10 protein-coding genes and 7 pseudogenes are annotated in these 15,259 nt (G+C 73.7%); 12 read left to right on the forward strand and 5 right to left on the reverse strand.

Translation table 11 applies throughout. The features are described 5' to 3' along the window. Positions 1-9: 9 nt before the first annotated feature. The gene (locus FF86_RS15205) at positions 10-882 is read left to right on the forward strand and encodes an amidohydrolase (RefSeq protein ID WP_055407843.1); all 873 of its coding nucleotides are present in this window, start codon (positions 10-12) and stop codon (positions 880-882) included. 108 nt (positions 883-990) lie between these two features. Here the strand turns inward: FF86_RS15205 and FF86_RS15210 are convergent, their stop codons facing one another. The 3 genes and pseudogenes from FF86_RS15210 to FF86_RS15215 form a co-directional block, all read right to left on the reverse strand. Beyond that, positions 991-1,305: a hypothetical protein gene (locus tag FF86_RS15210; RefSeq protein ID WP_044885896.1), complete on the reverse strand. Its 315-nt coding sequence runs from the start codon at positions 1,303-1,305 to the stop codon at positions 991-993. Positions 1,306-1,655: 350 nt separating this feature from the next. After that, a pseudogene (locus FF86_RS49200) lies at positions 1,656-2,036 on the reverse strand (2OG-Fe(II) oxygenase family protein); the annotation flags it as partial. Positions 2,037-2,243: 207 nt separating this feature from the next. Further along, complete coding sequence (locus tag FF86_RS15215) at positions 2,244-3,446, reverse strand: SRPBCC family protein (RefSeq protein ID WP_199865411.1); 1,203 nt, start codon at positions 3,444-3,446, stop codon at positions 2,244-2,246. A 321-nt stretch (positions 3,447-3,767) separates the two neighbouring features. On the opposite strand from FF86_RS15215, the gene FF86_RS15220 reads away from it, so the two are divergent. The 11 genes and pseudogenes from FF86_RS15220 to FF86_RS49225 form a co-directional block, all read left to right on the forward strand. Continuing rightward, entirely contained in the window at positions 3,768-4,397 is a 630-nt protein-coding gene (locus FF86_RS15220) for a type 1 glutamine amidotransferase domain-containing protein (protein ID WP_082121960.1), read from the forward strand. Between the two features lie 177 nt (positions 4,398-4,574). Beyond that, on the forward strand, positions 4,575-5,135 hold the full coding sequence (locus FF86_RS15225; protein WP_236705990.1) for a biliverdin-producing heme oxygenase: 561 nt from the start codon (positions 4,575-4,577) through the stop codon (positions 5,133-5,135). Beyond that, positions 5,132-5,473 (forward strand): annotated as a pseudogene (locus tag FF86_RS49205) (hypothetical protein); the annotation flags it as partial. The gene FF86_RS15225 and the pseudogene FF86_RS49205, both read left to right, overlap by 4 nt. A gap of 1 nt (position 5,474) precedes the next feature. Next, positions 5,475-7,570: pseudogene (locus FF86_RS15230) on the forward strand (SpoIIE family protein phosphatase); the annotation flags it as partial. 103 nt (positions 7,571-7,673) lie between these two features. Then, positions 7,674-7,844: an antitoxin gene (locus FF86_RS32030; RefSeq protein WP_009742703.1), complete on the forward strand. Its 171-nt coding sequence runs from the start codon at positions 7,674-7,676 to the stop codon at positions 7,842-7,844. An 83-nt stretch (positions 7,845-7,927) separates the two neighbouring features. Then, positions 7,928-8,602 (forward strand): YqjF family protein, encoded by a 675-nt coding sequence (locus FF86_RS15240; RefSeq protein WP_044885900.1) that lies wholly within the window; start codon positions 7,928-7,930, stop codon positions 8,600-8,602. 504 nt (positions 8,603-9,106) lie between these two features. Beyond that, positions 9,107-9,407: pseudogene (locus FF86_RS49210) on the forward strand (phosphotransferase family protein); the annotation flags it as partial. 1 nt (position 9,408) lies between these two features. After that, positions 9,409-10,012: pseudogene (locus FF86_RS49215) on the forward strand (phosphotransferase); the annotation flags it as partial. A 178-nt stretch (positions 10,013-10,190) separates the two neighbouring features. Next, on the forward strand, positions 10,191-10,571 hold the full coding sequence (locus FF86_RS15250; protein ID WP_044885931.1) for a MarR family transcriptional regulator: 381 nt from the start codon (positions 10,191-10,193) through the stop codon (positions 10,569-10,571). A 155-nt stretch (positions 10,572-10,726) separates the two neighbouring features. Next, positions 10,727-11,490 (forward strand): MFS transporter (locus FF86_RS49220; RefSeq protein ID WP_396229897.1); only part of this gene is annotated, 764 nt, incomplete at its 3' end. 1 nt (position 11,491) lies between these two features. Further along, positions 11,492-12,553 (forward strand): annotated as a pseudogene (locus tag FF86_RS49225) (MFS transporter); the annotation flags it as partial. Positions 12,554-12,556: 3 nt separating this feature from the next. Here FF86_RS49225 and FF86_RS35940 read toward each other — a convergent pair. Beyond that, a pseudogene (locus FF86_RS35940) lies at positions 12,557-13,144 on the reverse strand (HAF repeat-containing protein); the annotation flags it as partial. Positions 13,145-13,841: 697 nt separating this feature from the next. After that, a partial coding sequence (locus FF86_RS49230; RefSeq protein WP_242418808.1) for a sulfite reductase flavoprotein subunit alpha occupies positions 13,842-15,258 on the reverse strand: 1,417 nt, incomplete at its 5' end. Between the last annotated feature and the right edge of the window lies 1 nt (position 15,259).

Below are 15,259 nucleotides of genomic sequence, written 5' to 3' on the forward strand. Positions count from 1 at the left end.
GAGGCTGCTGTGGAACATCCGCAACGGGTCGTCGACGCCCACGTCCACCACTGGGATCCGGCGCGCACCGAGTGGTACCCGTTCCTCGCCGCCGACGCCTCGCTCGCCGCCGTCGGCATGCCCGACGCCGACCGGATGCGCCGGCCGTTCGATCAGTCGACGTACCTCGCCGAGGCGAGCCGCTGGAACGTCGAGGCGTACGTGCACGTGACCGCCGCGCCCGAGCACTTCGTGGCCGAGACCGCCGAGATCGCCCGCCTCGCCAAGGCCACCGGCCAGCCGCAGGCGATCATCGGCGGGGTCGACGGGCGGGACGGCGCCGCCGGGATCGTGGCGCAGCTCGACGCCCAGGCGGGCGCGCCGGGTCTCCGTGGCGTGCGCGCCAGCGCCGGTCTCGACCTCGACACCGACACCGGGCACGCCCTGCTCGGCGCGCTCCGGGACCGCGGCCTGGTCTACGACCTCGTCGTCCATCCGGACGGGATGCGGGCGGCCGCTGCGGCGCTCGCCGCGTTCCCGGACCTCACCGTCGTCGTCGAGCACACCGGCTGGCCGCTGGCGGAGGACCCGGAGCACGCCACGGTGTGGCGCGACGGCCTGGCCCGCCTGGCCGGGCTCGGCCCGCGGGTGCACCTCAAGCTGTCGGGGCTGGCGATGACGCTGCACCGCATCGACGTCGCGTCGTTCCGGCCGTGGGTGGCGCACAGCCTGGAGGTCTTCGGCCCGGCCCGCTGCTTCTTCGCGTCGAACTTCCCGGTCGATGGCATGTTCGGCAGCTTCGACGACCTGTACGGGACGTACGCGCGGCTCGTCGACGAGCTTGCCGCCCCGGCCCGCGACGGCCTGTTCGCCGCCAACGCCGCCCGGGTCTACCGCTGCTGAGCGGGACGGCGCCGGCCGCGGGCGGCCCCGCGGCGCGGCGCTCGTCCGCAGTCAGTTCGAGCAGGCGTAGTCAGGTCGAGCAGGCGCAGTCAGTTCGAGCAGGCGCGGTCAGTTCGAGGAGGCGGTGGGACGGTCGGCGAGCAGGTAGGTCGTGGCGGTGGCGGTGGCGGCGACGGTGAGGACGGAGGGCCAGGCTCCGAGCTTCTTCGCGAGCGGGTGAGCCGCCCCGAACGCTGCCGTGTACGTGCCGAGCAGCACGCCCGTCACCACGGGACCGCGGGTGCGCAGCCAGGTGCGTCCGCAGACCGCGCCGGCGACGGCGAGGACGACGCCGGCGAGTTCCCGGCGCCCGCTGAGACGGGCGGCCGAATAGCCTCCGACGAGACCGGTCGCGACGACGGGTGCAGTGGGTACCGATGCCATACACGGCACGCTACGCCGCCGCCGGGCACCCGCCGGGGGCCCAAGGTCGTGCCCGCCGGGGACCGGCGGCCCTGCCGCACCAGTGCCTCGGCGGAAACCGCTGGCCGCGGGCGTCCCCGGCGGACTGTCGCCGACGGAGTTCCCGGCGCGCCCGGCGATTCGCGTTGACGTTCATCACGCCAGGGCGAGCGCCGACCCGTCCCCCGCGCGGGGGCGGCGGTCAGGTGGCGAGGCGGTCGGTGCTGGTCGAGGTCGCCGCGGACGGGGTCAGCGTGCGCGGGCCGAGCAGCTTGCCCATGAGGTGGTCGGCGACCGTCTCCGCCGGGTAGCGCGCCGGGTGGCGGCACGACCCGGTGCAGCGTCGAGCGCCATCGGTCGTTCGTCCAGCGAGCGAGCAGATCGCCGATGTTGACGATGAACGCCCCCGGCACCGGCCGCACCCCGTGCCACGCCCCGTCCGGGCCGAGGATCTCCAGGCCGGGCATGTCGTCGGCGAGCAGGTCCGTGCAGGCGCCGTAGTCCGCGTGGGCGCCCATCCGGAGCTGGCCCGGCGCCGGATCCGGCAAGCCGGGCTGGCGCAGGTAGCGGTTGGCCCGCATGACGTTCGGGGCCCGGCCGGTGTGGTCGGCGAAGTAGTCCTCGGGCAGCCCCAGGGCCTGCGCGAACGCCGACATCAGCATCCCGGCGAGCCGGGCGAGGGCTGTCTCCGCGTCCTGGGTCGGCATCGGCATCCCTTGACTCACCCGGCGACTTCGGCGTCCAGCACGTTAGATCCCGCCCATTACATCCACATGTCGCAGATCGTCGTTGGGCTTGCGGGCGAGTGGCCTGGCGCGGTTCGGTGGAACCTCATGGCACACGGGCGTGGCGCCCCGGTCCGTGCGCGGTGAGCGACGGACCGGGGCGGCGCGGGCGGGGGCGGGGCGCCCGCGCGGGGGTCAGCGGCCGAGCGGCTCGGCGATCGGCTGGCCGAGAGCGGTGCCGAGGGCGGCATCGAGGGCGGCGTGCCGGTGGTGCAGGCCGGGCTCGTTGCGGCCGAACACCAGCTCGGGGCGCACGCCGGTCGCCATGGTCCGCTGGATGTCGCTGGCCAGGACGTAGTCCTCGTCGCGGACGGTGCTGTGGGCGTACTCGAAGATCTCGTCCGCCGCCTTGCGGGTCGCCTCGTCGGTGAGATCCATCGGGGTGGCGTTCTGGTGGTAGGTCACCGAGTGGCCCGGACCGGTGCCGGGGTAGACCCGGAACACCTCGCCGTTGGCCACGGTGCACGACAGGACGATGTTCGGGAACAACGCGTAGATCACCACGAAGTTGTGTAGCGGCTCCCAGCTCTCCTCCGGCTGGTCGGCGATATCCCCGATGTGACGCATCGGGAACACCAGCCGATGGTGCGGGCCGTAGGAGTCGAACAGCGCGCAGTTGCTCCGGGTGAACAGGGCGAACGTGTCCTTGTGCACGGTCGCGAAATGATAGTTCTCCGCGAACGTGTCCAGCGCGAGCTTCCAGTTGATCGGAAAATCGAGGGTCTTCTCGCCGATCGGCGCCCAGTTGCCGATGTTCCAGGACTCGAGCTCCGGGCCGAGATCACCGAGGTGGGCGCCGATGTCGAGCGGCCCGGCGTCCGGCCGCAGGCCCACCCACAGGAAGCCGGAATGCTCGGCGGCGGGCAGCTCGGTGAGGCGGACGCCGCCCGCCATCGTGGTGGGGAAGCCCTCCCGGCCGGGGCCGCCGACGAAGCAGCCGCGGTTGTCGTACGTCCACGCGTGATACGGGCAGACGAACCGCTCGGCCTCGCCGCAGCCCTGCGCGACCGGCGCCTGACGATGGGCGCACACATTCTGAAAGGCTCGCACAATGCCGTCCGACCCGCGGGTCAACAGCACGGGAACGTCCATGACGGTCTTCGTGCAGAAGCTTCCCGGGTTCGGCAGCTCGGACCGGTAGCCGACGAGCTGCGGCGAGTTCAGGACGAGTTCCCGCTCAGCCTCGAAGCGTTCCCGTTCCGTGTACACGGCCGCCGGTTGACGCCGCTCCTCGGGCGTCATGTCCGTTGTCTTGTCGGTGACGATTTTGAGCGCCCGTCGAGTCAGGTCGATGAGCTCGTTGCGGTCTATCGGATGCCTCCCTGATGCGGCGGACATGTCTTGGAGAACCCGCCATACCGGCGGCCCAAGATCATATGTCCCGGTCGGAGGAAATCGTATGTGGCCGTCTTCAATGGCCGATGCTCCGGGATGAGTCGTCATTCCGACAGGAGCGGATGTGTCGCTTTCTGTAATAAATTAAGGTCGGTCGCCGGAGCTGTCGGGCCATGCGTCAACGTGATGTTTCTCAGAGTCACCGCCGGATCGTTGTGTGGCGGACCTGCGTAACCGGGCCGAGGCCGGGCAGGGCTGCCGAGAGCAGACCGCGGACGAGAGCAGACGAGAGCAGACAAGAGCGGACGAGAGAGGAGCACGCTGATGACGAAGGATCTCGCGGGCACCCGCATCGCGTTCCTGGTGGCCCCCGACGGCGTTGAGCAGGTGGAGCTCACCGAGCCCTGGGAGGCCGTCCGGGATGCCGGCGGCGAGCCGGTCCTCGTGTCGACCGCCCCCGGAAAGATCCAGGCGTTCCACCACCTCGACCGGGGCGACCGCTTCGACGTCGACGAGACGGTCGACCAGTCCGACCCCGCCGCCTTCGACGCCCTGATCCTGCCCGGCGGCGTCGCGAACCCGGACTTCCTGCGCTCGCAGCGCGACGCCGTCCGATTCACCCGGGCCTTCTTCGACGCCGGCCGGCCGGTCGCGGTGATCTGCCACGGCCCGTGGACGCTCATCGACGCCGAGGTCGTGCGCGGCCGGCGGATCACGAGCTGGCCGAGTGTGCGCACCGACCTCGTCAACGCCGGCGCCCACTGGGTCGACGAGGAGGTCGTCCTCGACACCGCGGGAGTGAACACGCTGATCAGCAGCCGGCGCCCGGATGATCTGAAGGCCTTCTGTGCGGCGATCGTGGACCACGTCCGCCCCGCCGGCCAGCAGCATTCCGGCCCGACCGGCACCGGCGATACCGAAGCCGCCCGCACCACCGCCGACGAGCTGCGCTGACGCCGTGGTGCGGGGTCCTCGCATCGTTGCCAAGCCCCACGGCGGTCACCTCGGCGCCGGTATGCTGCCGGTAGGCGAAGGTGACGCCATATCGCAGTAATCCGAGTGCGACGAGTACTGAGGGGCAGCATCGCTATGCACGACGGTGGCGGTTCCGTTCCGGCGTTTCCCGATGTGATGGCGGTGCTGCGGCGGAGCACGGCCGCGGCACATACCCGGCTCGAAAGCGCACTCGAGCTGCTGTCGCCTGACCTTTCGGTCAGTCGTTATCGTGACGTCCTGATGCGGATGCACGGTTACTATGACGCGTTGGAGCCGCGGCTCGACGAAATGCTGACCGGCGCCGGCTCGCCGCTGCCCGACTGGCCGTCGCGGCGAAAGGTGCCGCTGCTGCGGCATGATCTGCGGCTGCTCGGCGTCGATGACGCGGCCCTCGCCGCGCGGCCGCGCCCCCGGGTACCGACGGTCGACGACATCGCGGCGGCGATGGGTGTGCTGTACGTATTCGAGGGGGCCACGCTGGGCGGCCGGTTCATCGTCCGCCACGTCGTGACGACGGCGGTGCCGCCGGCGGCGACGGCGTTCTTCGGCTCCTACGGCGACGAGGTCGGCCGGCGTTGGAGCCAGGTCCGCCAGGCGATCCGCGCCGCGACGGCTGGCGAGGCGGCGCGGGTGGAGGCCTGCGCCGGCGCCGCGGCGGCCCTGTTCGGCGCCCTCGAGGCGGAATTCGCCCGGTGAGTGGCGCCGGCGAGTTCACGGGGATGCCGTCGTCGGGGATGCCGTCGTCGGGGATGCCGTCGTCGGGGATGCCGCCCTCGGAGATGCCGCGGCCGGAGCCCGTGGACCTGACGAACTGCGACCGCGAGCCCATCCACATCCCGGGCAGCGTGCAGCCCCATGGCGTGCTGCTCGCGGTCCGCGCGGACGAGGACCTCACCGTGGTGCAGGTCTCCGCCAACACCGCGGAGACCCTGGGCCACGAGGCCGCGGCCGCGGTCGGCCGGCCGCTGCGGGAGCTCGTCGGCGCCTCGGCGGCGAAGGCCGTGCGTGACGTCGTGCGGACCGCGTTCGACCTGNGCGAGGCAAGCCCGCTCGACCTCGCCGTCGGCGACGGTCACGACCTGCGCCGTTACGACGCCCTGCTGCACCGCGTGGGCGAACAGGTCGTCATCGAGCTGCAACCCGCCCGCAGCGCCCGGCCGCTGTCCTATTCCGGGACCTACGCACGGACCCGACAGTCCGTGCTGCGCCTGAACGGCTCCCGTTCGCTCGCCGACCTCTTCGACGTGGTGGTCGAGGAGGTTCGGCGGCTGACCGGATTCGATCGGGTGATGGTCTACCGGTTCGACGCCGAGTGGAACGGTGAGGTCGTCGCCGAGGCGAAACTCGACCGCCTGAACAGCTTTCGCGGACTGCACTATCCGGCCACGGACATTCCCGCGCAGGCCCGTGCCCTCTATGAGCGGTCGTGGCTGCGGCTGATCCCGGACGTGGATTATCGGCCGGTCCCGCTCGTCCCGGCGGTGAACGCGGTCACCGGCGGCCCGCTCGACCTCAGCGACGCCTGGCTGCGCAGCGTCTCGCCGATCCACATCGAATACCTGAAGAACATGGGCGTCACCGCGTCCATGTCCATCTCGCTGCTGCGCGACGGTCGGTTGTGGGGCCTCATCGCCTGCCATCACTACTCCGGCCCGCATGAACCCGGCTACGAGATCTGCGCCGCCGCCGAGTTCCTCGGCCACCTGTTCTCGCTGCGGCTGGTGTCCCGGGAGAACGAGCAGACCCTGGAGGCGACGCTGGCGACCCGCGAAGCGCTCGACCGGCTCCTCGCCGAGGCGCAGGGGGACGGTGCGTCGCTGGTCGAGGTCCTGACCGCGGGCGGGCCGAACCTCGCCGACCTGATCTCCTGCGGCGGGGTCGCGGTCGCGATCGACGGCGAGTACCGCACGTTCGGCGCCGTCCCGCCCCGCGCGGCGCTGCGGGCGGCCTTCGACGCCCTCGCCACCGAGGGCGCCATCCTCGCCTGCGACGCGCTGCCCCGCGACGCCCCGCACCTCGCCGAGCACCGCGACGTGGCCTGCGGCATCCTCGCCTTCCGACTGTCCGGCGACGAGGGGGTCGCCTGGTTCCGCCCGGAGACCGTCCGCACCGTCGACTGGGGCGGCGATCCGCGCAACAAGGAGCTGACCGCCCAGGAGGGCGCCGGGGTGCGGCTCAGCCCGCGCCGGTCGTTCGACCGCTGGCGCGAGGTCGTCCGCGGCCGCGCCCGCCCCTGGTCGGCCCACGACCTCGCGATCGCCGCCGAACTGCGCCAGCATCTGCTGCGACTGGTGTACCCGCCGGCCCGCCGCGGCGCCGACCTCGCCCGGCTGATGCAGGAGAGCCTGCTGCCCGAGCGCCTCCCGTCGATTCCCGGCTTCGAGATCGAGGCGTGGTACGACCCGGCGGCCGCCGGGCGGGTCGGCGGCGACTGGTACGACGCGGTCCCGATGCCCGACGGCCGGGTGGCCCTCATCGTCGGCGACGTCGCCGGCCACGGCGTCGCCGCCGCCGGCACGATGGCGCAGTTGCGCAACGCCCTGCGTGCCTACGTCGTCGACCTCGACCCCACCGACCCGCGGCCCGCCCGCAGCGTCCTGCACCGCCTCGACCGGCTCGCCGCCGCCCTGCTGCCGGAGGCCATCGCCACGGTCGCCGTCGCCGTCACCGACCCGGTGACCGGGCTCGCGCAGATCGCCTCGTCCGGTCACCCGCCGCCGGTGCTGCTGCCGACCGTGGGGGAGCCGGTCGTCGTCGAGGTCGAGATCGCCCCGCCGGTGGGCGCCGCGATCCCCGGCCTGGCGGGCACGATGCCTCCGGGGACAGGCGGCGAGGCCGCTGCTGGCGGGGCTGGCGGGTGGACGGCGCAGGTGCGCCTCGCGCCCGGGGACGCGCTGGCCCTGTTCAGCGACGGACTCACCGAGCGGCGCACCGAGGCCCCCGACGTCGGCATCGAGCGGCTGCGCGCCCAGGCCGTCCCCGCGGCGGCCGCCCACCCGGACCTGCGCGGCCTGGGCGACTCGCTGTTCCGGACCTGCCGCGACCCGGACAACGACGACGACGCCACCCTGCTCCTGCTGCGGCGGCGTGGCCGTTCCGGCGCCACCGCTCCTCACCACCTGGAAGGATGAGCGGCGGCAGGATCGTGCCGGCGACCCGGCCGCCGCGGAGGTGACGACGCCGTGCGTCCCGCCCGCGGCCCTGGGCCCGGCATCCGACGAAGGGGAGCATTCGATGGTCGACTTCAAGGGCGCGCTCGGCAAGCTCGGCGACCTGGCGGAGGAGCACGACGACAAGATCGACGCCGCCGTCGCCAAGCTCGGCGACGTGGTCGACGACCGCACCGACCACAAGCACTCCGACCACATCGACCGCGCCGTCCGCGAGATCCAGGACCGCACCTGACCTCCCCCCGCCGCCCCCACCTGGGGGATGGCGGAGTCCCTGCTGCGGGCGGGTCCTGCCCGTTCCGTGTCGAGCGACCCACGATGACGCAGCGGTGGGCGGAGCTGACGTTCGTGCACTGGGCGTTCGACCCGGCGGTGGTGTCGCGACTGGTGCCCGCGCACCTGCGGGTCGAGGTCCTCGACGGCGCCCCCTGGGTGGGACTGGTGCCGTTCCGGATGCGGGTGGCGAGCGCAGGCGGCCGGGGGTTCGGGCCGGTGACGACGTTCTGCGAGACGAACGTACGGACCTACGTGGTCGACGCTGCGGGCCGGCACGGGGTGTGGTTCCTCTCGCTGGACGCCGCGCGGCTCGGCGCCGTCGTCGTCGCCCGCACGCGGTTCCGGCTGCCGTACTTCTGGTCGTCGATGGCGCTGACCCGGGTCGGTGACGAGATCACCTACCGGTGCCGGCGGCGGGCCCCGCGTCCGGCGGCGGCGGAGAGCCGGGTGCGGGTGCGCATCGGTGCGCCGTTCGCCGCCGCCGACCTCGGCCCGCGCGAGCACTCCCTGACCGCCCGTTGGCGGCTGTTCAGCGCCGCCGGCGGGCGGCGCCGCCACGCCCCGGTCTGGCACGAGCCGTGGCCGCTGCACCGCGCCGACCTGCTCGACGTCGACGATCACCTGCTCACCGCGGCCGGGCTGCCGCATCCGACCGGCGACCCGCTCGTGCACTACTCGCCGGGCGTCGACGTCCGGATCGGAGCGCAGCGACCGTAATGGTGGTTTCGCGCCCGCCGATGCCGGTGCGGTGGTTCCTGCGCAGCGGCGGGCGGGTTGCGGCGCCCCGCGGCCAGGCGGTGAGGCGCGGTTGCGCGGAACCGCCTGTGGTGCTTGCGCGGCGCGGGGGTCGGCGGGAGGCTGGCTCGGGAGAATGTTCCGTTCGGTGTGATTTTTTCGTCCGCGGGCAGTCCTCGGGTCTCGCCCGAGGTGAGGGTCGACCGCCATGCCGTCCGGTCTGGCGCGAGGGGGTGCGCGGTGGCCGTCCCGTTCCAGACCGATCCGGATCGGCTGCGGGCTCGGCTCGCCGCCTGGCTCGCCGAGCATCCCGCCGATGCCACCGGCCCGGCGGGTGGTGGCCCGGCGGGTGGTGGGACGGCGGGGGTGCGGTGGGAGGTCGGTGAGCCGACCGTGCCGTCGGGGCAGGGGTTCTCCGGGGAGCTGGTGTTGCTGCCGGCGACCCGGATCGGGCCGGACGGGCAGCGGGTCTCCTTGCCGCTGGTCGTGCGGATGGCGCCGCGGCGGTTCCGGCTCTACCCGTGGGACCGGTTCGCCGAGCAGTGCCGCGTCACCGAGATCCTGGCCCGCGACACCGACGTCCCGGTGCCGCCGGTGTACGGTCACGAGCTCGACCCGGAGGTGCTCGGCGCGCCGTTCGTCGTGCTCGGTCGGGTCGACGGCGACGTGCCCGCCGACCTCCCGCCCTACCACATGCAGGGCTTCATGATCGAGATGGCGCCGGCCGCGCGGGCCAGGGTCTGGGACGCGGGCCTGGTCGCGATGGCCGGGATCCACCGGCTCGACCNGCAGCGGCTCGGGCTCGACTTCGCAGGGCAGCCCGAGTACGGCCCGGTCGGAGCGGTCCAGCAGCTCGCCGCCTACGAGCGTCACCTGGAGTTCTTCGCCGTCGACGAGGCCGCCCGGGGCGTGGTGGACGACGCGCTGGCCTGGCTGCACGACCATCCGCCGGCCGAGCGCCATCCCGTCCGGCTGGTGTGGGGGGACGCCCGGATCGGGAACCTGATCTTCCAGGGGGAGCGGGTCGCGGCCGTGCTCGACTGGGAGATGGTGTCGCTTGGCCAGCCCGAGACCGACCTCGGCTGGTTCCTGCACCTCGACCGCCACCTCGGCGAGGGCGTCGGGTTGGCGCGTCTGCCCGGCCTGCCGGACCGCGCGGCGACGGTGGCCCGCTACGCCGAGCTCCTCGGCCGGCCGATGGAGGACATGGATTACTACCTCCTGCTCGCCTCGCTGCGTCACACCCTGCTCGCGGCCCGGGTCACCCGGCTGATCCGCCAGTACGAGCTGTTGCCGCCCGACCTGGTGCCGCCGATCGACCAGTTCGCCGCCCGGCTGCTCGCCCGCGTACTCGACGAGGCCCGCGCCGGCGTGGGCTCGGGGGCTGCCTGACGCCCGGCGTGGCAGTCCAGACACTCGCAGTTCAGATTTTGTCAGTCCAGGTTTATCAACCTAGCCTGATGAAATGCCCTCGGACCCCGACGACCAGCCCGACGACCAGCCCGATGACCTTCCAGAGGTCCTTCCTGACATCCGTCAGATCGCCGTCGCCCTGCGGCTGAGCCTCGGGATGCTCGTGCGCCGGCTGCGCCAGGCCCAGCCCGCGGGGGAGCTGACGATGCCCGAGTCGGCGGCGCTGGCCCGCCTGGACCGGGGCGGCCCGGCCACGGCGGCGGCGCTGGCCCGGCTCGAGCAGATCAGCCCGCAGGCCATGGGCGCCACCCTCGCCGCACTGGAGGCTCGCGGCCTGGTCGAACGCCGTCGCGATCCGGCTGACGGCCGGCAGGTGATCCTCTCACCGACCGGGTCGGGGCTCGCGGCGCTGCGCAGCCGCCGCGACGCGCGCACCGAGCTGCTCACCGGGGCGCTGTCGGCCGGGTTCACCCGGGCCGAACTGGACCAGCTCGCCGCGGCCGCGCCGCTGCTCGAACGCCTCGCGGAACGCGTCTGATGCCGGCCTCCGGGCCGCGGACATCCGGCGCGGGGAGGTTCGGCGCGGGGAGGTTCGGCGCAGGGAGGTTCGGCGCGGGGAGGTCCGTCGCGGCGGCGGGTGTGGACGACAACTACCGGTGGGTGGTGCTGGCGAACACGACCGCGGCGGTGTTCATGTCCGCGCTCGACGGGTCGATCGTTCTCATCGCGTTGCCGCCGATCTTCCGCGGCATCCACCTGGACCCGCTGGCCCCGGGTAACGTCGGCTACCTGCTCTGGATGATCATGGGCTACCGGCTTGTGCAGGCGGTGCTCGTCGTCGCCCTGGGCCGGCTCGGTGACCTGTTCGGCCGGGTCCGGATCTACAACGCCGGGTTCGCGGTGTTCACGCTCGCCTCGATCCTGCTGTCGTTCGACCCGTTCGACGCCGGCCGCGGGGCGCTGTGGCTGATCGGCTGGCGGGTGCTGCAGGCGGTCGGCGGGTCGATGCTGACCGCGAACTCCGCCGCGATCCTCACCGACGCCTTCCCCGCCGAGCAGCGGGGCTTCGCGCTCGGCATCAACCAGGTCGCCTCGCTCGCCGGCCAGTTCGTCGGCCTCGTCGCCGGCGGCGTGCTCGCCGTGCTGGACTGGCGGGCGGTCTTCTGGGTGAACGTGCCCGTCGGGGTGTTCGGGACGGTGTGGGCGTACCGGCGGCTGCGCGAGACCGCCACGCCGCGCGGCGGCCCCCGGCGCATCGACTGGTGGGGCAACATCACCTTCGCGGTCGGCCTGGCCGCCGTGCTGATCGCCGTCACCGAGGGCCTGCAGCCCTACCGCGGGCACGCCATGGGCTGGACCAATCCCGCGGTCGTCGGCCTGCTCGTCGGGGGAGTGGCGCTGCTCGCCGCCTTCGTCGCCGTCGAGCGGCGGCACCCCGATCCGATGTTCGCGCTCGGNCTGTTCCGGATCAGGGCGTTCGCCGCCGGCAACGTCGCCGGGCTCGCCGTGTCCGTCGCCCGCGGCGGCCTGCAGTTCATGCTCATCATCTGGTTGCAGGGGATCTGGCTGCCGCTGCACGGCTACGACTACGAGGACACGCCCCTGTGGGCCGGGATCTACCTGTTGCCGTTGACCGTCGGCATCCTCGTCGCCGGGCCGGTCTGCGGCTTCCTGTCCGACCGGTTCGGCGCCCGTGGCCTCGCCTCCGCCGGGATGGCCGTGTTCGCCGGCAGCTTCGTCGGCCTGATGCTGCTGCCCGTCGACTTCCCGTACTGGGCGTTCGCCCTGTTCATCGGGCTGAACGGGATCGGCGGCGGGATGTTCGCCGCCCCCAACTCCTCGGCGATCATGGGCAGCGTGCCGGCGGAGCAGCGCGGCGCCGCCTCGGGGATGCGCGCGACGTTCCAGAACTCCGGCACCGCGCTGTCCATCGGCGTGTTCTTCTCGCTGATGATCGCGGGTCTCGCGGCCACCCTGCCGGACGCGCTGGACGGCGGCCTGCGCGCGCAGGGCGTGCCGGCGGGGGTCGCCCACGATGTCGCCGCGCTGCCGCCGGTGTCGTCGCTGTTCGCCACCGTCCTCGGCGTGAACCCGGTCGAGCACCTGCTGTCGGCCGGCGGCGGACTGGCCGCCGTGCCGTCCGCGAACCGGGCGACGCTGACCGGCCGCGAGTTCTTCCCCGAGCTGCTCGCCGGGCCCTTCCACCACGGGCTCGTCATCGTGTTCGCGGTCGCCGCCGGGCTCGGCGTGCTCGCCGGCCTCGCCTCGGTGCTGCGCGGGGCGTCGGTGCCGAGCGGCGCCACCCCCGCCCGCCCGGCCGGTCCGCCCGCGCCCGGGGCGCCGCCGGTCGGGGTAAAGATCGGGCGGCAGTCCGAGAGGATCATCGAGGAGGCGCCCGATGCGCATAGCGGTGACGACGCCGACGGGCAACGTCGGCCGGCACGCGGTAGTGATGCTGGTCCGGGCGTCGAGTCCAGGCCGTGCAGCGAGGGCGTGGGCAGGCCGGGCCGCGATTCCTGACGATCACTGCCAGAGGACGGCGCGGGTACGGCCGCCGGGGAGCTGCGCGGCGCCGACGACCTGACCGCGGTCGTTGATCGCCGCGGCGTGGCTCTCCCCGCCGCCGAGATCGCCGAGACCGGTCATCCGGCCGTCGCACCAGCGGAAGCCGTAGCGGTGGCCGTCGGCGGTGGTGCTGTCACCGATCACGTCCCCACGGTCGTTGATCGCGATGGGCACGCTGGTCGTGCCGCCGAGGGTCCCGAGGTCTCGCGGCCGCCCGAGGTCCCAGCGCACACCGTGGCCGGGCTGGCCGCCGGCGTCGGACGTCTGCCCGACGACCTGCCCGGCGTCGTTGACGGCCGTCGCCTCACTGGTGCGGTCGGGCAGGGCGGCGCCGAGGTCGATCAGGCGCCGGCCGAGCCACACGACCGCGTGACGGGAGCCGGTGGCGGTGTCCGCCCAGCCGACGATGTCCCCGCGGTTGTTGATGTCCGTCGCCCAGGCCGCGCCCCCACCGGGCAGCGTGGGCAGCGCGTCGAGCCGGCCGCCGGCCCAGCGGGCCACGCGGGCGTGGTTGCCGTCCGCGTCGCTGACCCGCACGGCGATCTGNCCGCCGTCGCTGATCGCCACGCCGTCGCTCGACGTTGCGGGCGGGGCGCCGAGGTCGATGGTCTGGCCGCGCCACCAGCGCACCGCGCGCCTGTTCCCGTCGGGCCCCGGCAGGGCGCCGACGACCTCACCGCGTTCGTTCTGGCCGCCGACCGGAAAGCCGGTGTCGACGGTGCCGCGCCCGGCGCCGAGCACGAACCCGGTGTTGAGCCTGTCCCGGTGCGGCACGAACCCGGCGATCTGATCATCATTGTTGATCTCGGACGGGCCGGGGGCGTCGTCCGGCAGCGCCGCCGACCGCCCCGCCGCCCAGCGGAAGCCGTGCAGGTCGTACGAGCCGCCGGAGGCGGTCCCGACGATCACCCCGCGGTCGTTGATCGCCGTCGCGGAGTGGTAGGGCAGGTCGGGCGCGAACCCGAGATCGACCGGCGCGACCGGTTGGTCGGATCCGCCGGCCACCGGCCGCGGCCCCGCCCGCTCGCCGGTCGCGGCCTGCGCCGCCGGCCCCGCCATCGGGATCGTCGCCAGCACCGCCGCAGCGGCGGAGGCCATGAGGGTACGCACCGAGCGCATCGTCGTCCTCTCCACGGGTCCCGGCCCCACCCCACGGCCGCATCGTCAGATGCGGGACAGTGTCCAGGGCGCTACGCGTCCGACCGTGGTTGACACTCCGTGATGACCTGTTGGCGGCGGCTGGTCAGTAGATGTCGCGCAGGTAGCGGCGGTCGGCGGTGAGCTGGCGGACGTAGGCGGCGGCGTCGTCGGCGTCGAGTCCGCCGTGCAGGGCGACGATCTCGCGCAGCGTGCGGTCGACGTCCGCGGCCATCCGGCTGGCGTCGCCGCAGACGTAGAGGTGGGCGCCGTCCTGCAACCACGACCACAGCCGGGCGCTGTGCTCGCGCATCCGGTCCTGGACGTAGACCTTCGACCGCTGGTCGCGGGAGAAGGCGACGTCCAGGCGGTGCAGCGTGCCGTCCGCCTGCAGCGCGGCGAGCTCCTCGGCGTAGTAGAAGTCGGTGGCCCGGCGCTGCTCGCCGAAGAACAGCCACGTCCGGCCGCGGGCACCGCGGGCGCGGCGGTCCTGCAGGAACGCGAGGAACGGGGCCACACCCGTCCCCGGTCCGATCATCACCAGCGGCGTGTCCGGGTCGGCCGGCGGACGGAAGTGGGCCGAGCGCTGCACGAACACCGGCACCGGCGCCTCACCGGGTCCGTCGGCGAGGAACGTCGAGCACACGCCCCCGCGGGCCCGGCCGCCCCGACCGTCGAACCGGACCACCGACACGGTCAGATGCACCTCGCCGGGATGGGCCAGCGGGCTCGACGAGATCGAGTACAGCCGGGGCTGCAGCCGCCGCAGCACCCCCGCCCACTCGGCCGCCCCGGCCCGCACGGGCAGCTCGGCGAGCACGTCCGCCGCCTGGCGTCCCCACGTCCATTGCGCGAGCGCGTCGGAGTTGTCCGGGCGCAGCAGGGTGTGCAGGTCGCGGTCACCGCTGCGCTCGGCGACGAACCGCAGCAACGCCGGAGTGATCCCCGTGATGTCCAGGTGGCTGCGCAGCGCCGTGGCGAACGGCATCTCGCCCACCCCGCTGACGGGCACGGGCTGGCCCGGGTCGGCACCGGTGCGCTCCAGCCACTCCGCGACGAGGTCGGCGCCGTTCACCGGCCAGACGCCGAGGGCGTCACCGACCTCGTAGGTCAGCGCGGTGCCGGCGGTGCGGAAGGCGAACCGCCGCACCTCCTTCGCTGAACCGGGCCGGCTGAGCAGCTCGTTGCCGATCAGCGGCGCGGCGGTCGGCGCGGTGCGGGAGGGCCGGCTTGCGACGGTGGCCGGCGCCGTGCCCGCCGGGTTCTCCGGGCCGGCGGGCCTCGCAGGGCCGGCCGGCTTCCTGGGGGCGCCGTGGTCCGCGGGGGCCAGCGCGGCGAGCACGGCGTGAAGCCAGCTCGCGGCGTCCTGCTCATAGTCCGGTTCGCAGTCTGTCCGGGGCACCAGTCGCACCGCGCCGAGCTCGCCGAGCCGCTCGTCGACGCGTCGGCCGTGGCCGCAGAAGTCGGCGTAGCTGGAGTCGCCGAAGGCGAGAACGGCGTAGCGCAGGTGCGGCAGGCGGGGCN

The organism is Frankia sp. CpI1-P, assembly GCF_001421075.1.
GTDB lineage: Bacteria > Actinomycetota > Actinomycetes > Frankiales > Frankiaceae > Frankia > Frankia torreyi.